General features: G+C 72.0%; 17 protein-coding genes. 10 read left to right on the top strand and 7 right to left on the bottom strand.

Annotated elements, in window-relative coordinates; translation table 11 throughout:
• Nucleotides 1-11 precede the first annotated feature (11 nt).
• Nucleotides 12-1514: an LVIVD repeat-containing protein gene (locus ACY0PA_RS07360; RefSeq protein ID WP_473083907.1), complete on the top strand. Its 1503-nt coding sequence runs from the start codon at nucleotides 12-14 to the stop codon at nucleotides 1512-1514.
• Here ACY0PA_RS07360 and ACY0PA_RS07355 read toward each other — a convergent pair.
• The gene (locus tag ACY0PA_RS07355; RefSeq protein WP_473083906.1) at nucleotides 1502-2182 is read right to left on the bottom strand and encodes a TetR/AcrR family transcriptional regulator; all 681 of its coding nucleotides are present in this window, start codon (nucleotides 2180-2182) and stop codon (nucleotides 1502-1504) included. The genes ACY0PA_RS07360 and ACY0PA_RS07355 overlap by 13 nt on opposite strands.
• 306 nt (nucleotides 2183-2488) lie before the next feature.
• On the opposite strand from ACY0PA_RS07355, the gene ACY0PA_RS07350 reads away from it, so the two are divergent.
• Nucleotides 2489-2734, top strand: a complete 246-nt coding sequence (locus ACY0PA_RS07350; protein WP_473083905.1) for a DUF2630 family protein — start codon at nucleotides 2489-2491, stop codon at nucleotides 2732-2734.
• Between the two features lie 147 nt (nucleotides 2735-2881).
• Here the strand turns inward: ACY0PA_RS07350 and ACY0PA_RS07345 are convergent, their stop codons facing one another.
• The 3 genes from ACY0PA_RS07345 to ACY0PA_RS07335 form a co-directional block, all read right to left on the bottom strand.
• Entirely contained in the window at nucleotides 2882-3556 is a 675-nt protein-coding gene (locus tag ACY0PA_RS07345; protein ID WP_473083904.1) for a phosphatase PAP2 family protein, read from the bottom strand.
• A 73-nt stretch (nucleotides 3557-3629) separates the two neighbouring features.
• A complete protein-coding gene (locus ACY0PA_RS07340; RefSeq protein ID WP_356288887.1) occupies nucleotides 3630-4565 on the bottom strand; it encodes a M56 family metallopeptidase in 936 nt (311 codons plus the stop codon).
• A gap of 213 nt (nucleotides 4566-4778) precedes the next feature.
• Entirely contained in the window at nucleotides 4779-5330 is a 552-nt protein-coding gene (locus ACY0PA_RS07335) for a DUF5134 domain-containing protein (RefSeq protein WP_473083903.1), read from the bottom strand.
• Between the two features lie 218 nt (nucleotides 5331-5548).
• Here ACY0PA_RS07335 and ACY0PA_RS07330 point away from each other — a divergent pair, with 218 nt between their 5' ends.
• The 3 genes from ACY0PA_RS07330 to ACY0PA_RS07320 are packed head-to-tail and all read left to right on the top strand — an operon-like array spanning nucleotide 5549 to nucleotide 8108.
• A complete protein-coding gene (locus ACY0PA_RS07330) occupies nucleotides 5549-7300 on the top strand; it encodes an FUSC family protein (protein ID WP_473083902.1) in 1752 nt (583 codons plus the stop codon).
• Nucleotides 7297-7827, top strand: coding sequence for a MarR family winged helix-turn-helix transcriptional regulator (locus ACY0PA_RS07325; RefSeq protein ID WP_473083901.1), 531 nt, complete (start codon nucleotides 7297-7299; stop codon nucleotides 7825-7827). Before ACY0PA_RS07330 ends, ACY0PA_RS07325 begins: the two co-directional genes overlap by 4 nt.
• 5 nt (nucleotides 7828-7832) lie before the next feature.
• Nucleotides 7833-8108, top strand: a complete 276-nt coding sequence (locus ACY0PA_RS07320) for a DUF305 domain-containing protein (protein WP_473083900.1) — start codon at nucleotides 7833-7835, stop codon at nucleotides 8106-8108.
• 45 nt (nucleotides 8109-8153) lie between these two features.
• On the opposite strand, the gene ACY0PA_RS07315 is transcribed toward ACY0PA_RS07320, so the two are convergent.
• On the bottom strand, nucleotides 8154-8933 hold the full coding sequence (locus tag ACY0PA_RS07315; protein WP_473083899.1) for a FadR/GntR family transcriptional regulator: 780 nt from the start codon (nucleotides 8931-8933) through the stop codon (nucleotides 8154-8156).
• Nucleotides 8934-9075: 142 nt separating this feature from the next.
• Here ACY0PA_RS07315 and ACY0PA_RS07310 point away from each other — a divergent pair, with 142 nt between their 5' ends.
• Genes ACY0PA_RS07310 through ACY0PA_RS07290 form a run of 5 tightly spaced genes read left to right on the top strand, consistent with a single transcriptional unit; the run spans nucleotide 9076 to nucleotide 14533 of the window.
• Entirely contained in the window at nucleotides 9076-10332 is a 1257-nt protein-coding gene (locus ACY0PA_RS07310) for a M20 family metallopeptidase (RefSeq protein ID WP_473083898.1), read from the top strand.
• The gene (locus ACY0PA_RS07305; protein ID WP_473083897.1) at nucleotides 10329-11777 is read left to right on the top strand and encodes an aldehyde dehydrogenase family protein; all 1449 of its coding nucleotides are present in this window, start codon (nucleotides 10329-10331) and stop codon (nucleotides 11775-11777) included. Before ACY0PA_RS07310 ends, ACY0PA_RS07305 begins: the two co-directional genes overlap by 4 nt.
• Nucleotides 11778-11814: 37 nt before the next feature.
• The gene (locus ACY0PA_RS07300; RefSeq protein ID WP_473083896.1) at nucleotides 11815-12603 is read left to right on the top strand and encodes an SDR family NAD(P)-dependent oxidoreductase; all 789 of its coding nucleotides are present in this window, start codon (nucleotides 11815-11817) and stop codon (nucleotides 12601-12603) included.
• Nucleotides 12604-12635: 32 nt separating this feature from the next.
• Nucleotides 12636-12983 (top strand): DUF3311 domain-containing protein, encoded by a 348-nt coding sequence (locus tag ACY0PA_RS07295; protein ID WP_473083895.1) that lies wholly within the window; start codon nucleotides 12636-12638, stop codon nucleotides 12981-12983.
• Nucleotides 12980-14533, top strand: coding sequence for a sodium:solute symporter family protein (locus ACY0PA_RS07290; protein WP_473083894.1), 1554 nt, complete (start codon nucleotides 12980-12982; stop codon nucleotides 14531-14533). The genes ACY0PA_RS07295 and ACY0PA_RS07290 overlap by 4 nt, the downstream gene beginning before the upstream one ends.
• A 157-nt stretch (nucleotides 14534-14690) precedes the next feature.
• On the opposite strand, the gene ACY0PA_RS07285 is transcribed toward ACY0PA_RS07290, so the two are convergent.
• Both ACY0PA_RS07285 and ACY0PA_RS07280 read right to left on the bottom strand, forming a co-directional pair.
• Nucleotides 14691-16049 carry an NAD(P)/FAD-dependent oxidoreductase gene (locus ACY0PA_RS07285; RefSeq protein WP_473083893.1) on the bottom strand — a complete coding sequence of 453 codons (1359 nt, stop codon included), beginning with the start codon at nucleotides 16047-16049 and terminating at the stop codon, nucleotides 14691-14693.
• Nucleotides 16050-16187: 138 nt separating this feature from the next.
• Nucleotides 16188-16574, bottom strand: coding sequence for a VOC family protein (locus ACY0PA_RS07280; RefSeq protein WP_473083892.1), 387 nt, complete (start codon nucleotides 16572-16574; stop codon nucleotides 16188-16190).
• Between the last annotated feature and the right edge of the window lie 57 nt (nucleotides 16575-16631).

The following is a 16631-nucleotide window of genomic DNA, read 5'->3' as shown; positions in this document are numbered from 1 at the left end:
GGGAGACAGCAGTGACCCTGTTGGACACGTCTCGAACGCGATGCAGACGCCTGGGAGTTGCCGCGACAGCGGCGGGGCTGCTGGCCGCGCTGCTCATGGGGAGCCCGGCGGCAGCGACCCCGGATCCGGGCGACACCCCGGCCAAGTCCGAGCGGCTCTCGAAGGGCGCGGCGGCCGACACCCGGGCGGCCATCGCGAACGGCGACATACCCGCCCAGGACGAGGTCGTCCACTCCGACAACATCGAACATCTCACCAACATCCCCAAGGACGTGCTGCCCGGCACCAATTCGGACCTCGCGTTCCAGGGCAAGTACGCCTTCGCGGGCAACTACGACGGCTTCCGCATCTTCGACATCAGCAACCCGGAGGCCCCGAAGACCGTCGCGCAGGTCCTGTGCCCCGGATCCCAGAACGACATCTCCGTCTCCGGCGACCTGCTCTTCCTGTCGACGGACTCCTCGCGCAGCGACAACTCCTGTGCCAGCACCACCCAGCCCGCCACGGAGAAGTCCTCCTGGGAGGGCATGAAGGTCTTCGACATCAGCGACAAGAGGAACCCGAAGTACGTCGCCGCCGTCGAGACCGCCTGCGGCTCGCACACGCACACGCTGGTCCCGGAGAAGAAGAACGTCTACGTGTACGTCTCCTCGTACTCACCGAGCGCGACGTTCCCGGACTGCCAGCCGCCGCACGACGGGATCTCCGTGATCAAGGTGCCCCGCGAGGCACCCGAGAAGGCCGCGACGGTGAACTTCCCCGTGCTGTTCCCCGGTGAGGGGCCGGACGGCGGCGGCAACCCGGGCGGACCCACCAACCCGGGCGTCTCCAAGACCACCGGCTGCCACGACATCACGGTCCTGCCCTCGAAGGACCTGGCCGCCGGCGCCTGCATGGGTGACGGCATCCTGTTCTCCATCAAGGACCCCGAGAACCCGAAGGTCATCGACCAGGTCGAGGACAACACCAACTTCGCGTTCTGGCACTCGGCGACGTTCAACCAGAAGGCCGACAAGGTCGTCTTCACGGACGAGCTCGGCGGCGGCGGGGCGGCCACCTGCAACGAGGCCGTCGGGCCGGACCGCGGCGCCGACGGCATCTACGCCGTCGTCGGCAAGGGCGACCACCGCAAGCTGGTCTTCAAGAGCTACTTCAAGATCCCCCGCCACCAGGCGGACACCGAGAACTGCGTGGCCCACAACGGCTCGCTGATCCCCGTCAAGGGCAAGGACATCATGGTCCAGGCCTGGTACCAGGGCGGCGTCTCGGTCTGGGACTTCACCGACTCCTCGAAGCCGAAGGAGATCGGCTACTTCGAGCGCGGTCCGCTCACCACGGACACCCTTCAGGTGGGCGGTGCCTGGTCCGCGTACTACTACAACGGCTACATCTACTCGAACGACATCGCCAAGGGCTTCGACGTCCTGAAGCTGAGTGACCGGCGCACGGACCCGGCCGAACGGGTCCGCATGGGCGAGCTGAACGTCCAGACGCAGCCGGACTACTTCGACTGAGACCCGGGACGTCCCGGCTCGAAGTACCGGGAGAAGTCCGGAGCGCTCTCCGGGCTTCTCCCGCCGGGCGCCGCGTCGTCCGGCGGGGTTCCGAGCTCCCACGCGAGCCCGTACCGGGCGAACAGATCCGCCCGCAGCGTCGGCAGCGGCATCGGCGCCCCCGGGACCAGCGCCGCGAACACGGCACCCATCAGCTGGGAGCGCAGCAGCGGATAGTCGCGGTCGACGCTGAGCGAGCCGTTCCGCAGGACCGTGTCGCGCAGCAGCTCGGCGAGCCGCTGCTGCTCGGGGCACTGCACGAAGCCCTCGGCCTGGAGGATCCCCGCCATGTGCGTCCGCATCAGGACGGGGCGGTCGACGGCCAGGCCAAGGATCGCGTCGACGGCCCGCGCGAGGCGCTCCGGCCCGTCCTCGGTGTGCGGCTCGCGCTCCAGGGCCGCCTCCAGCGTCTGGTGCATGAGGCGGTGCACCGCGGACTGGAGCAGCTGCCGCTTGCCGGGGAAGTAGTACGACACCAGGCCTCGCGCCGAACCGGCACGGTCCGCGATGTCGCCGAGGGTCGTCGCGTCGTACCCGCGCTCCCCGACGAGCTCGACCGTCGCCTGCAGAAGCCGCTCGCGGGATCGCCGTCGCAACTCCTCATTGACCGATGCGCTGCGCGGGGACATTCTGTAACTCCTGCGTTGACTGGCTCGGAGCCAGTATACTCGTCGCGTCCCTGCCAGAGGGGCCTTTGCGGAACCTTTGGCCAGGGCTCTCGGGCGTATCCGGCGACGCGGGGGATCGTCGGATACGCCCGGTCCTGCCGGGCCGGTGTCCGGACGGCGTCGGTGCCGTCCGGACACCGGCCCGGTACGGGTTTCCGCTACGGGGTGCTGCGGTACTGGGCGCCCACCCGATCCGGATCGCACACCGGGCGAACCCTCCCTACAGTGGGCAAGGGGTGACGGGGGCCAACCAGGAGGCGTACCGACATGGATCAAGAGCAGATCCTGGCCCGGATCACGGCGATGGTCGACGACGAGAAGCGGCTCCGCGCGTCGCTCGCCTCCGGGGAGATCGACGGTGCGACCGAGCACGAGCGCCTGGCCGCCGTGGAGCGCGAACTCGACCAGTGCTGGGACCTGCTGCGCCAGCGCCGGGCCAAGACGGAGTTCGGCGAAAACCCCGACGAGGCGCGGGTCAGGCCCGAGTCGCAGGTCGAGGGCTATCAGTCGTGAGGCCCGGTGGCGCCGTGACGACCAGGCCCCATCGGATCAGCTCTTACGGATCAACTCTTCCGGATCGGCCGTGACGGTTCAGCCGTGACGGATCAGGCATGACGGATCAGCCCTGACAGATCAGCCCTGACAGATCAGCCCTGACGGTCACCTGCTCGCTGCGAGCCGCTCGTACGCCGTCACCGACGCGGTCACCGTCAGTGCCCCGAGCAGCCAGCCGCCGAGTACGTCCGAGGGCCAGTGCACGCCGAGCCACAGCCGCGTGAGGCCCACGCCGACGACCGACACCACCGCGAGCGCGCACGCCGTGTGCCAGAGGACGCGGCCCGCGCCGTAGCGGTGCAGCAGCCAGAGGATCAGCCCGCACGTCACCGTCGCCGTCATGGCGTGCCCGGAGGGGAAGGCCGCGTAGTGCGCGGAGTCCACGGGGTCGGTCCACACGGGGCGGTCACGACCGACGGCCGCCTTCAGACCCTGCTGGATCAGTGTGCCCACCGCACATGTGGCTACCACCCATAGCGCGAGCCACCAGGTGTTATGGCGCCATACAAGCCAGACGACGACCACGGCGCACAGGGCGCGCATCGTCCACGGGTCCCAGAACCAGTCCGTCAGAATCCGGTTCGCCTGCGTCAGTCCGGGATCGTCGACGGCCCAGCGGTGGACGGTGCGCGCCAGTTCGCCGTCCAGCGTCATCAGCGGTTCCCAGCGCATCGCCACCGCGATCAGCAGCAGCGCGCTGAGGGCGGCGAGCACCGCCGTCGCGCGTGCGGGCCGCGGATGCCGGGGACGGGGCGGGGAGTCGACCGGTGCCGGGTGCATGGGGAAGATCCTCACCCATGGACGGCGCCGGTGGCCATCATGCGGAGCGGGCGCGTCCGGCTCGGGTTGTCGCTCAGCCCAGCGCGCGCAGGCCCGGCACGAACGTCACCAGGAGCGGCACCACGGGTACGAGGGCTGCCGCGGCGGTCAGGCGCAGACGCCGGGCCGGGGTGAGCCGCCGCGGCGGGGTCAGCAACCGGTGCACGCGCTGCGGCACATGGGCCTGCGGCGTGGGGCAGGGGCCGAACACCCCGCGGTCCTCGTTGAGTTCGACCAGGGCGAGGGCGATGGTCAGCCGACCGAAGCGGCGCGACGCCATGTCGTCGGCGGCCAGTTCGACGAGCCGGTGCATCTCGTCGCGGAACGCGGCGAAGACCGGAACCTGCGGGAAGCCCGTGGCCAGCGCACCCGAGCAGTGCAGCAGCCAGTCGTGCCGCCACTGCGCGTGGCCCATCTCGTGCGCGAGGACCGCGTCCAGCTGACGGCCCTTGAGACGGCGCAAGGCGGCCGTGGTGATGACCAGTTGGGGCGCGGCGCCCGGCAGCCACCAGGCGTCGGGGCGCTCACCTTCGAGGACTACGAGTCGGTCGCTGCCCGGCTCCTCGCCCGGCAACAGCGGGGAACGCACCAGGAGTTCGGCGCGCCGCTGCCTGCGCCCGGCCCCCGAGCGGAAGATCTCCCGGGCGAGCATCGCCGCGGTCCACAGCCCGCCGAGCGCGAGCGTCACGGCCAGCGTCGCCGCCCATCCGCCGGCTGCCCGGAGCGCGTACGCGTCGACGACGGCATGCGGGGCGGACGCGAACACATGGCCGCGGACGGCCTGCCAGGCGGCGGCCGCGCTCAGCGTCATCGAGAGCGCGCAGCACAGGAGGACGCCGGCCACCACGCACTGCCACACCCACAGGGCGACCACCGGCTCGCGCTCCGGCCAGTCGGCCCGCGCGAGAAGGCGCGGGGCGAGGACAGCGGCGAGGGTGCCGAGCAGCAGCAGTGCTACGGGGACCGTCATGGCCTCAGCCTATGAGCCGGGGCTACCGGAGGGTACGGGCTGTCGCGTCAAGTGACGTACGCCACGGTTTTGAGCGGGCAGTTGTCCGCAATGGAACAGTTTCCCGGGACCCCTGTCCGTACGGGCTCGCCGCGATACCTCAACGGCCCCGGCCTGCGCGTCTGCCTGCTCGACATGTCCTGCGCGTCTGCCTGCTCGACATGTCCTGCGCGTCTACATGGTCAGCAGCATCGCGACCATTCCGATGCCCATCGAGAGCCGGCAGGCCCGTGCCAGCTCCGGGCGGTCGCGCCACCCGGACGCCGGCGGGCCGCCGCCGGTCGCCGTCGCCACCGGCACCAGCCGCGCCCCTGACCACAGCACGTACCCCGCGAAATAGAGCAGGAGCGGACCGGTCACCAGCGGTGCGCCCGCCCCTGCGTGACCCGCGTGCCCGCCCGGCGCCGCGGCCATCGCCACCGCCATGTACGCCATGGCGCACGCGCCCACCAGGTGGTGCAGATGGTGCGCGCTCGAACGCGCCGCCCACAGCGCGCGCAGTGCCGCGGCCCCGAACACGGCCGCGTACACCACCCAGGCGGCGGGCGGCGGCGTGACCACCGCGGCGGGTATCGCCATGAGCGCCATGCCGAACCCCATGAGAGCCTCGCTGCCCGCCGTGCGGCGCTGCTCCTCGACTCCGCTGCGCATCCGCAGCAGGCAGTACGCCCCCGTCGCCGCGCACAGCGCGACGAGCAGCCAGGCGGCCGAGCCCGGTCCGTGCACGCGAACCACCCCCAGTCGGACGCCGTACCGCGTCGGGGACGAGATGCCCGTGCACGGCGGGGCGCAATCGAGCGCAGGGGAGCACTGGGCGCTTTCGGCAGTGCCACCGTGCGCGGGTGTTGCGCGGTCGGCGGCCGGCCGAGGTGCAGTGAGCGGGTGCGGGGGTCGGATAGGAGAGCAGAATGTTTCCAGGTAAAACACCTGCTAAACTTCTCCGTATGAGCAGCGCAGAAACGACAACCCCTACCCCGTCCCCGTCCAGGCCACGGCCCGTCCGTCCGCTCCCGCTCGCTGGGGTGCTGCGTCTCCACAAGCCGTCCGACATCTGGTTCAAGCCCGCGACGAGCGTCGTCGTGTCCGCGGCGGTGCCGAATCTGATGCTGCTCGCCCTCGGCCGCCTCGACCTCGCGATGTACACGATGGCCGGGTCGCTGTGCGCGCTCTACGCGCACAACCTGCCGTACGCGGCGCGTGCCCGGGCCCTCGCCTGGGTCGTCCTCGGCATGCTCGCGAGCCTCGCCGTGGCCCTGCTCACCGCCTCGCTCACCTCTTCGGCGGCCGTGCTCGTGGCGGTCGGCGCGCTTCTCGCAGCCGCCCAGAAGACCCTGTGCGACGCGACCCGCATCGGCCCGCCCGGCCATCTGATCCTTACGTTCATCAGCTCCGCCAGCCTTTTCGCACCGCAGCACCTGGGGCAGATACCCGGCCACCTCGCCCTGACCGCCGGTGCGGGCGCCGTGGCCTGGCTCGTCGGCATGGCCCCCGCCCTCGTACGGCCGCACGGCCCGGAGCGGCGCGCCACCGCCCGCGCCCTGAACGCCGCCGCCACGTACGTGAGCGCCGAGGGTGATGCGCGCGAGCGGGCCAGGGGCGGTGCTGCCGCCGCCGTCCACGCCGCCTGGCAGTCCCTCCTCGCCACCGGCGGCCGGGGCGCCGCCCGTCGCGCCCTGGAGCGCCTGGTCGTGCGCGCCGAGGTCGCTCTCGCCGCCCCCGCCGACACCGACCCCGCACTCCTGCGTGACTGGGCCGCAGGCCTGCGCGGCACGGGCCCCGTCCCGCGCATCAACCACGCGCACGCCCATGAAGTCGACGACGAAGTCCTCGGCGTCGAGGCCGAACTCGCCTTCGGTAAGCCGTCGTTGTGGCGCAGGCTCGCCCCCGGCTCGCCTCTCCTGCCGGTCGCCCTGCGCACCGCCGTCGGCTGCGCCCTCGCCGGATACGGGTCCCTCGCCCTCGGAATCGGCCGCCCGTACTGGGCCCTGGTCACCGCCGCCTCGCTCTACCAGGCCAATGTCACCCTCACCTGGAACCGCACCGTGCAGCGCGTGGCCGGCAATCTCGCCGGAGTGCTCGTCTTCGCCGCCGTGGTGCCCCTCGCCCACGCCGGCCAGATCTTCGTAGTCCTGTTCTGCCTGCTCTTCAGCTTCGGCGCCGAGGCGTTCATCTCCCGCAACTACTGGCTCGGCAGCGTCTGCGTCACCCCCATGGCGCTGCTGATCACCGAGTTCGCCAGGACGCAGGAGGCCGGCGAGCTCATCACGGACCGGGTCGTCGACACCCTTGTCGGGGCGCTGCTGGGCATCGTCGCCGCAGTGATCGTCACCAACCGGCGCGCCGCCGACCACATCGAGCTGGCCCTCGAAGCGACCGACCGCGCCCGCGAGGCCGCGGAACGCACCCTCGGCGCCCCGCGTCCTGAGCCCGGCGCCCTGGAGACCGCGCGCCGCAGGCTCGCCACAGCCCTCGTCGAACTGCGCGCCGCCGACGACACCGCGGCCGGCGAATGGTGGCAGCGCGCCCTGCCCGAGGAGCGTGTGGTCACCGCTGAGCAGGCCGGACACCGTACGCTCGCGGCGACGGTCCGACGCGCGACGTCGTGGACCGTCCGGAACCCAGCGAACCCCGAGAACCCAGAGAACCCAGACGAGCACAGGGGCGGCATGGACGCCCGGGAGAACACGCGAGCATGACGACACGGAACGGCAGGGCGGCGGCGGACGACACCGTCGCAGCGGTGGTGCGGCAGTGGCAGACCGTCCACCCCGACATCGATACCGGGCCCATGGAGGTCATCGGGCGGATCAACCGCTGCGCCGCCCTCCTCCAGCAGGCCGAGGACGCCCCGCTGCGCCGCGCCGGGCTCACTCGCGCCGAGTTCGACCTGCTCGGCGCGCTGCGCCGTACCGGCCACGAACTCACCCCGGGTGACCTCGCCCGGGAGACGTTCTCCTCGGGCGCCGCAGTCACCAAGCGGCTCAAACAGCTCCAGGAGCGCGGTCTCGTCGGCCGGCGCGGCGACACCCGTGACCGGCGCGTATCCCACCTCAGCCTGACCGACGCCGGCCGCGACCTCGTCGACGCGCTGCTGCCCGACCAGCTCGTGTACGAGAAGACGGTGCTTTCCGGCCTCGGTGGCGCCGGGCAGGGGCAACTCAGTGTGCTGCTCGGCGAGTTGCTCGGTCAGCTCGAAGGCCGTCCGGGTGGTCCGCGCGCCTGATCCCGATGCATGAGGGCCGTATATCGGAATATGTCTGCTGCTTCTCGTGCTCGCGACGCTCACCGTCATCCCGAGGCCGGGCGGGATCCCCGCGGCACTCGCCGTACTCGGCGCCGTGCCGCTGGCCGGGCATGGCGAGCGTCGCCGAGCTGGACACCCTGCGCGGCGCGCGGGGGAAGCGGGCCGACGAGGTCTTCCTGCGGCTGATGATCGCGGGCCAGCAGGCCGAGATCGCGCTGATGGAGTCCCTGCTGAAGGCCTCCGGCGGTGGCCCGGGGTAGCGGCGTTCCGGGCTGGAGGTCTCCGGCGGTGGCCCGCGTCAGGCCCTATTCCGAGGGGTCCTCCACGGCCGCCGCGAGCAACCGCCGTGTCTCCGGCTCCACATGGTCGGCGTAGTACTCGTACAGCGCCTCACGGCCGAGCCGGGCCGCGCGCGGCGCGTCGCCCGAGCTGATCGCGTCGAGCACCTGCCGGTGGTGGGTGATCGAGCGCTCCATCCAGGCGGCGGCGTCCGTGGCGCCCGCGATCTTCTCCTCGATGACCCCGACCACCGCCTCGTGCACCGCGCGGGCGCACAGGCCGAGCAGGGCGTTGCCGCTCGCCTCGGCTATGGCCCGGTGGAAGAGGGCGTCCGCCTCGCTGAAGGCGTGCAGGTTTCCCGTCGACGACTCGCCGAGGCGCTCCATCCGGTCGATCTGCTCCCGCATGCGGGCCAGGTCGTCGGGGGTGTGCAGGCGCGCGGCGAGACGGTTGCTCTCCGCGTCGAGCACCATGCGGAACTGGACCAGTTCGCCGAGGGAGGCGATACGGGAGCGGGTCAGGCGGCTCAGGGCCTGGCTGAGGTTGTCCGGGGAGACGCCGAGAACCTCCGCGCCCAGCGGGTCGCCCGGGCGTGAGCGGATCAGGCCCGCGGTCTGGAGCACGCGCAGCGCCTCGCGGACCGTGGAGCGGCCCACATCGAAGCGCACGACGAGTTCGCGCTCCGCCGGGAGCCGGGAGCCGGGCGGCAGGTCGCCGCTGAGGATGCGCTCCTCGATCTGCTGGGCCACCCGCTGATAGGCGCGGACCGGCTTCACCGGCTGGAAGAGATCGTCGTCGGGCGCCATGTGCCTCTCCGTGTCGGGCAGTTGTGCCGGAGTGAATCCATGATCCGGCCATTGACCCGGGCGTGAACGTGGGGGCAGAGTACGGGAAATCAACTGGTCTGACCAGTCGACTGGCCTCGTGGCCGCCCGACTTGGAGGTGCGATGCGTTCCCGCTCAACAGCCCTGCCCGTCCCCGAGACCGACGCCGCGGCCGCGGTCGCCCTCACCCAGGAACTCGTCCGGCTGCGCACCGTCAACGCCGCGGGAGCCGCCGAGGTGGAGCGCCCCGCGGCCGACCTCGTCCAGCGGCTCTTCACGGAGTTCGGCTGGAAGTACGAGGTGGTGGACGTCGTCCCCGGGCGGCCCAACACCGTCGCGGTGGTCGAGGGCGGCGGCGGGGACGGCCCCACGCTGATGTTCGAGGGGCACATCGATGTCGTCACCGAGGGCGACACGGCCGACTGGACCGTCGACCCGTACGGCGCCGAGATCCGCGACGGAAAGCTCTGGGGCCGCGGCTCGGCCGACATGAAGTCCGGTGTCGCCGCCATGATCTACGGGGTCCGGGCCCTTCAGCTGGCCGGGCCCTTCCCCGGCCGGATCGTCGTCGGCGTGCTCTGCGACGAGGAGGGGCTGATGCTCGGCGCGAAGGCGTTCGCCGCGTCACCGCTCGCCCGCGAGGTGGACGGCGTCATCGTCTGCGAGCCCGAGGGCTACGAGGTGTGCACCTCGGCGCGCGGCGGGATCCGCCTCCGTCTCGACCTGCACGGCGTGATGGCCCACGGTGCCATGCCGCAGGAGGGCAGAAGCCCGATCGTCGCCGGCGCCCGCATCGTCGAGGCGCTCGCCGCCGTGCAGGAGTGGGCCGAGGAGCGCTACGGCGAGCATCCGCACGCGGGCCGCGTCACCGTCACCCCGACCGTGCTGCTCGGCGGCGACCCCGACCAGCTCAACGTGATCCCCGCGCACGGCGTCGTCGGCATCGACGTACGGACCGTCCCGGGCACCCACCACGCCGAACTCATCGAGCGTGTGAGGGAGTTCGCGGAACGGGCGGCCTCCGGAGCGGGGGTGTCCGTCGAGGTCACCGTCGTCGACGACCGGCCCGCCATCGAGATCCCCGAGGACCACCCCGTGGTCACCGCGCTCGTGGACGCACACCGCCAAGTGCACGGCGAAGCACCACCGTTCGGAGCCGTGCCCGGCACCACCGACGGCACGATCCTGACTCGCGACGCCGGACTCGCCACCGTCGTGTACGGCCCCGGCGGCAAATGGATCGCGCACCAGGCCGACGAGTACGTCGAGGTGCGTGAGATTGCCGAGTACACGCGCGTGTACGCGGCCGCCGCGCAGGCCTTCCTCACCGCCCGTACGGACGGGGGAGCGGCGCGATCGGACGGGGGAGCGGCGCGATGACGTATCCGCGAGAAGTGCCCACGGGCCTGCCGGTCGGAGACGCCTGGGTTCCCGCGCCGTCGCAACAGCCCGTCGTCTTCCCGTACGACGGGAGCGAGTTCGCTTCGGCGCCCGTCGGCGACGTGGACCTGGCGCGGCGCGCCGTCGAGCACGCCGCCGGGCTCCGCAAGGAGGCCGCGGCCCTGCCTGCTCGGGTGCGGCGGGACGTGCTCGCCGGTGTCGCGGCCGACCTGGAAGGCGTCTCGTCCCGGATGGCGGAGCTGCTCGTCCTGGAGACCGGGAAGCCGCGAGCCGACTGCGACACCGAGATGCAGCGCGCCGCCGCGACCTGGCGGGCCGCCGCCGACGAGGTGGCCCACCTGCACGGCGAGACCGTCCCGCTGGACCTCCAGGCCTCCGGCGACGGCATGTTCGGGTTCTGGACGCGCAGGCCCATCGGGGTCGTCGTCGGCATCGCCGGCTTCAACTACCCCGTACTGCTCGCCTCCCACAAGATCGCCCCGGCGCTCGCCGCGGGCTGTCCCGTGATCGTGAAGCCCGCACCGGCGACCCCGCTCGCCACCCTCTGGCTCACCCACCTCGTCCGCGAGCGCCTCGCCGCGGCCGGCGCGCCGCCCGGAGCGGTCCAACTCGTGACCGGCGACACCGAGGTGGGCCGCACCCTCACCACGCATCCCGACGTCGCGGCGGTCTCCTTCACCGGCTCCGCCACGGTCGGCCACCGCATCGCGCGCGACGCGGCGCCCCGCAAGGTCGTCCTCGAACTCGGCTCCAACGCGGCGCTCGTCGTCGCGGCGGACGCCGACCTCGACGCTGCCGCCGACGCCGTGGCCCGCGGCGGCTACTACGCGTCCGGGCAGGCGTGCATCTCGGTCCAGCGGGTCATCGCCGTCGAGGAGATCGCCGGCGCCCTGGAGAAGAAGATCGCCGAACGGCTGACCGACGTCGTGGTCGGTGACCCGCGCGACGCCGGCACCCGGGTCTCCGCGCTCATCGACGAAGCGGCCACCGAGCGCGTCCTCGACTGGATCGGCCGGGCCAGGGCGGCCGGTGCCCGGGTCGTCGCGGGCGGGGGCCGCACCGGCGCGAGGTGCCTCGCCCCGACCCTGCTCGCGGACGTCCCCGACGGCGAACCCGCCTGGGACGAGGAGGTGTTCGGCCCCGTCGTGTGCCTGCGCACCGTCCCCGGCCTTGATGCCGCGTACGACCTGGTCAACGCGAGCCGGTACGGGCTGCACGCCGCGGTCTACACCCGCGACCTCGGCGCCGCCTTCCGCGCGGTCGACGCGCTCGACGTCGGCGGCGTCGTCATCAACGAAGTCCCCGGCTACCGCAGCGACATCGCCCCGTACGGAGGCGTCAAGGACTCCGGCACCGGACGCGAGGGGCCACGGTTCGCCATCGAGGAGCTGACGGTCACGCGGATGGCCGTCATCCGCCCCTGACGGATCACCTCAGCAGACAGAAAGGCAGCAGCACTCCATGGACTACGCGAATCTGTTCCGGCTCGACGGCCGGCGCGTCGCGGTCGTCGGCGGCGCGGGCGGCATCGGCCGTGAGGCCGTCCGCGCGCTCGTCGCCCAGGGCGCCGACGTCGTGGTCGCCGACCGTGACGAGAAGGGCGCCGAGCAGACCGTCGCCCTGGCCGGCGCGGACGCGGTCCGGTCCGGCACCGCGTCCGCCTACGCCCTCGATGTCCTCGACCCCGAGGCGATCCGCGCCGCCGCCGACGCGTGGGGCCCCCTCGACGCGCTCGTCGTCACCGTCGGCGCCAACGTACGCAAACGCATCGCCGACTACACGCTCGACGAGTTCGACCGCGTCATCGCCCTGAACCTGCGGGCCTACGTCAGCCTCGTCCAGACATTCGCCCCTGCAATGGCGGAGCGCGGGCGCGGCAGCGTCGTCGGCTTCGCCTCCATGCGAGCCTTCCAGGTGGAGGCGGGCCAGAGCGTGTACGCCGCGTCGAAGGCCGGCCTCATCCAGTTCCTGCGCACCGCCGCCGCCGAATGGGGCCCACGGGGCGTGCGGTTCAACGCCGTCGCCCCCGGCGTCGTCCGCACCCCGCTCACCGACCAGATCGCCGCGGACCCCGCCTGGTACGACGCCTACGCCCGGGCCTCCGCGCTCGGGCGCTGGGCGCGCGCCGACGAACTCGCCGGTGCCGTCGCGTACTTGGTCTCCGACGCGTCGACGTACGTCACCGGCAGCGTCCTGACCGTCGACGGCGGCTGGACCGCGGTCGACGGCCGCTACGACCCCGCCCTCTGAACAATCCGCCACCCTTCCCCCCAAGGAAGTCCATGTCCCCCACAGACGAGGCCGCCGGCCGCTCCCCGGAGCCGGACCCGCGCGAGGCCGACCCCCTCGATTCCCCGGAGCCCGACCCCCTCGAAGGTCTCCCCACCCTCGGCGGCCAGGCCCGCCGTTCCCTCTGGATGCTGCTCGTGCCCGTCGTCCTCTACGGCGCCGCGCCCTTCGTCGCCAACCGCATCGAACCCCGCATCCTGGGTGTCCCGTTCCTGCTGGCCTGGGTCATCGCCGCCACGGTCATCAGCCCCGTCGCCATCTGGCTGGTCGCCCGCCTCGACCCGGCGTACCGCACCGGCGCCGTCGAACCCGTCCCCGCCGACGAGGGAGGCACCCGATGAGCGGCTCCGCAGCCGTCGCCACGACCGTGTTCGGCCTGGCCATGGCCGCCACCATCCTGATCGGCCTGCTCAGCGCGCGCGGCCGGTCCAAGGGCCTCGCCGAGTGGTCGGTGTCCAGCCGCGGCCTCGGCGTGATGTTCATCTGGCTCCTGATGGCCGGCGAGACGTACACCAGCTTCTCGTTCCTCGGGACCGCCGGTTGGTCGTACTCCTTCGGCGCCCCGATCCTCTACCTCGTCGCCTACCTCACCGTAGGCTTCGCCGTCGCCTACATCGTGGGCCCCGCCCTGTGGACGTACGCCTCCCGGCACCGTCTCATCTCGATCGCCGATATCGCCGAATTCCGGTTCCGTTCAAGGCCGTTGGGGATTCTCGTCGCCGTCGTCGGGACCGTGTTCCTCGTGCCGTACATCCAGGTGCAGATCCAGGGCATGGGCGTCGTCGTCAACGCGATGACGTACGGGAGCGTCGACCTGCACGTCGCCGCCGTCATCTCGTTCGTCGTCGCCGAGGTGTTCATCCTCGTGTCGGGACTGCGCGGCTCCGCCTGGGTGAGCGCCCTCAAGGACGTACTCGTGATCCTCGCGGTCGTCTTCCTCGCCGTCTACATCCCCCTGCACTACCTCGGCGGATTCTCCGACTTCATGCAGCGCATGGTCACCGAGAAGCCCGAGTGGCTCACCTTCCCCGGACACGTGTCCGGCGGACGCAACGCCGCCTGGTTCCTGAGCACCGTCGTCCTCAACGCAGTCACCATCACCATCTTCCCGACCACCGTGGCCGGCTACCTCAGCGCGAAGAGCCCCAACGCGCTGCGGCGCAACGCTCTGCTGCTGCCGTGGTACCAGCTGCTCCTGTTCGTACCGATGATGGTCGGCGCCACCGCGCTGTTCGTGCTGCCGGGCCTCGGCAGCCCCGACCTCGCGCTGTTCAAGCTGGTCACCGACTCGCTGCCGTCGCCCGTCGTGGCGGTCATCGGCGTCGCGGGCGCCCTGTCGGCGATCGTGCCCATGAGTGTCTTCATGCTGTCCATCGGCACCCTGTGGGGAAAGACCGTCCTCGGCGGCGGCAACGGCGCCGACCCGCGCCGCCCGCGGCCGGCCGTCACCGACGACCACGATCGGCGCACCAAGCGCCGCTCGCAGGCGGTCTGCGTCCTCGCGGGCCTGGTCGCGCTCGGCGGCAGCCTCTTCTACCCCAACACGCTCGTCCAGCTGTCCGTCCTGTCGTACGAGGGCCTGGCCCAGCTCGTGCCCGTCGTACTGCTCTCCCTGTTCTGGCGTCGGATGACCGCCCGCGCCGGGATCTCCGGCATGCTCGTCGGGCTCGCCGTGATGACGGGTCTGTGGGCCACTGACAACGACCCGTGGCACGGGATCAACGGCGGCATCATCGCGCTCGCCGCGAACCTCGTGGTGACGTTCGCGGTCACGCGGGTGTCGCCGGGCGCGGCGCCGGGCCCGCGCGTTCCCGACCGGAAGCCGTCCGCCGTAACCTCGGCGACCTCGGCGACCTCGGCGACCCCGGCGGCACCGACCAACGAGTCTTGATGTTCGTCGTCCTCGACGAGAGTTTCCTGACCGCTGACCCGCACGGCATCGCGTCGATCCCGGTCAGGGCGACGTATGTGGGCGGCGGCCGGGTGTACGCGGGACGGGGGAGTCACGTACCGGTGAACTCGCGAGCAGCGATAACCCAAGGCCCCTGTCACTGGCCCTCGACATGCGCCGTCACCATCGCGTGCACTTCCTCCGGCGTCAGATACGCGTCCGTCTTCTCGAAGTCCTTCAGCGTCGCGGGCCGCTCCGCCTGGAACCCCGTACGCACGAAGTCGTCGCCGGCGACCGCGTTGAGCCCCCAGTTCGCCGCCGTGCGGAACCGGGCCGTCACGGTGCGCAGCGCGCCCAGGTGGTAGGCGCGGGCGACGGCCTGGGCGGGCAGCCCGGTCAGCTGCACACCCAACGGCTTGGACACCGCCTGAACGCCGCCCAGGTCCACCACGAGCCCCAGGTCCTTGTGCCGGTACGGGTTCAGCGGCTGTCCGTGCAGCGCGGCCGCCACGTTCTTCGCGGCCGCCCAGCCCTGCCGCATGGCGTGCTGGGCGGTCGGCGGGCAGATCGCGTCGGCACCCTTCTCCAGGTCCGGCACGGCGGCCGCGTCACCGAGCGCGAACACACCGTCGAGCCCCGGAACCGTCAGATCCGGCTCCACGACGAGCCGGCCCCGGTTCGTCTCCGCGCTGAGCGTCGCGATCAGCGGGCTCGGGGCGACACCCGCCGTCCAGATCAGCGTGCGGCACGGCAGCACACGGCCGTCCGTGAGCGTCACCGTGTCCTCGGTCGCCTTCGCCACGGACACCCCGAGCGACACATGCAGCCCGCGCCGCTCCACGATCGACAGGGCCTTCTCGCCGAGCCGGTCGCCGAGCTCGGGCATCAACTTGGGGGCGATGTCGACGAGATGCCACTTGATCTGCGCCCGGTCGAGCCCCCGAAGGCGCTTGGCGGCGGCGGTGGTCAGGCGCTGCAGATAGGCGGCCGTCTCCGTACCGGCGTACCCGCCGCCCACCACCACGAACTGCAGTCGCGACTCCCGCTCGGCGGGGTCGGTGCTTGCCGCGGCCAGGTCGAGCTGCGAGATGACGTGGTCGCGGATCCAGGCCGCCTCCGCCAGCGTCTTCACGCCGACCGCGTACTGGTCCACACCGGGGATGTCGAACTGCCGCGTGACGCTGCCCGGCGTCAGGACGAGGTAGTCGTAGCGCTCCACCACCGTCTCGCCGTTGATCTTCCGTACGACGACGGCCTTCGCCTCGGGGTCCACACCCACCGCGCCGCCCGGCACGATGCCGGTGTGCCGCAGCATGCGGCGCAGCGGCACGGCCACCGACTGCGGGGTGAGCACGCCCGAGGCGACTTGGGGGAGCAGCGGCAGGTACAGCTGGTGGTCGAACGGACTGACCAGCCTCAGCTGGGCCTCGCCCGGCTTGAGGATCTTCTCCAGCTTGTGCGCGCACTCCATGCCGGCGAATCCGCCGCCGACGATCAGGATCCGAGGAGCTGCCATGTGATGTCTCTCCAGGGTCGGGCTCGTCCGGACGCGAAGGGGCCGGTCTGCGGCCATCCCGCTCATACTCTTCCGTGCGCCGGTGGCGCGCACGCTGAACGGGTCCTTCCGCTCGCGTGTACCCCGGAACGCGCTCTCTCAAGGCCGGTAGCGCAACGGATGGTCCTCGGGTACCTCGGTGATCACGATGCGCACGCCGTCCGGGTCCGAGATCCACATCTCGATGAGCCCCCACGGCTCCCTGACCGGCGGCCGGAGCACCTCGACGCCGCGCGCCGCCAGCTCCTCGTGCGCGGCCGCCGCGTCCGCGACCTGGAGCCACAGCTGGAGTCCGGGTGACGCCGGCGCCTGGGAGTGGCCGGACACCTCCAGGAAGCCGCCCCCGAGGAAGTAGACGGTCCCGCGCTCGGGCCCCGTCCCGAACTCCCGGTACACGGCGAGACCGAGCGCCCCACCGTAGAAAGCCCGCGACCGCTCGGGATCGGTGGGGCGAAGAAGCGTCCTGCTGCTCAGTACGTGAACCATGCGAACGCAGCGTAGAGGCTCGGCGTTAGGCTCGACGGCGCCCGCGCCGACAGCCGT

Source organism: Streptomyces sp. DS1-CR2 (assembly GCF_055760475.1).
This window is presented reverse-complemented; position numbering and strand designations above follow the sequence as displayed.

Excerpts from the sequence above, each read along its gene's own strand:
- ACY0PA_RS07355 (WP_473083906.1), bottom strand. The coding sequence starts at position 2,182 with ATGTCCCCGCGCAGCGCATCGGTCAATGAGGAGTTGCGACGGCGATCC.
- ACY0PA_RS07350 (WP_473083905.1), top strand. The coding sequence starts at position 2,489 with ATGGATCAAGAGCAGATCCTGGCCCGGATCACGGCGATGGTCGACGAC.
- ACY0PA_RS07345 (WP_473083904.1), bottom strand. The coding sequence starts at position 3,556 with ATGCACCCGGCACCGGTCGACTCCCCGCCCCGTCCCCGGCATCCGCGG.
- ACY0PA_RS07340 (WP_356288887.1), bottom strand. The coding sequence starts at position 4,565 with ATGACGGTCCCCGTAGCACTGCTGCTGCTCGGCACCCTCGCCGCTGTC.
- ACY0PA_RS07330 (WP_473083902.1), top strand. The coding sequence starts at position 5,549 with ATGAGCAGCGCAGAAACGACAACCCCTACCCCGTCCCCGTCCAGGCCA.
- ACY0PA_RS07325 (WP_473083901.1), top strand. The coding sequence starts at position 7,297 with ATGACGACACGGAACGGCAGGGCGGCGGCGGACGACACCGTCGCAGCG.
- ACY0PA_RS07320 (WP_473083900.1), top strand. The coding sequence starts at position 7,833 with ATGCATGAGGGCCGTATATCGGAATATGTCTGCTGCTTCTCGTGCTCG.
- ACY0PA_RS07315 (WP_473083899.1), bottom strand. The coding sequence starts at position 8,933 with ATGGCGCCCGACGACGATCTCTTCCAGCCGGTGAAGCCGGTCCGCGCC.
- ACY0PA_RS07310 (WP_473083898.1), top strand. The coding sequence starts at position 9,076 with ATGCGTTCCCGCTCAACAGCCCTGCCCGTCCCCGAGACCGACGCCGCG.
- ACY0PA_RS07305 (WP_473083897.1), top strand. The coding sequence starts at position 10,329 with ATGACGTATCCGCGAGAAGTGCCCACGGGCCTGCCGGTCGGAGACGCC.
- ACY0PA_RS07300 (WP_473083896.1), top strand. The coding sequence starts at position 11,815 with ATGGACTACGCGAATCTGTTCCGGCTCGACGGCCGGCGCGTCGCGGTC.
- ACY0PA_RS07295 (WP_473083895.1), top strand. The coding sequence starts at position 12,636 with ATGTCCCCCACAGACGAGGCCGCCGGCCGCTCCCCGGAGCCGGACCCG.
- ACY0PA_RS07290 (WP_473083894.1), top strand. The coding sequence starts at position 12,980 with ATGAGCGGCTCCGCAGCCGTCGCCACGACCGTGTTCGGCCTGGCCATG.
- ACY0PA_RS07285 (WP_473083893.1), bottom strand. The coding sequence starts at position 16,049 with ATGGCAGCTCCTCGGATCCTGATCGTCGGCGGCGGATTCGCCGGCATG.
- ACY0PA_RS07280 (WP_473083892.1), bottom strand. The coding sequence starts at position 16,574 with ATGGTTCACGTACTGAGCAGCAGGACGCTTCTTCGCCCCACCGATCCC.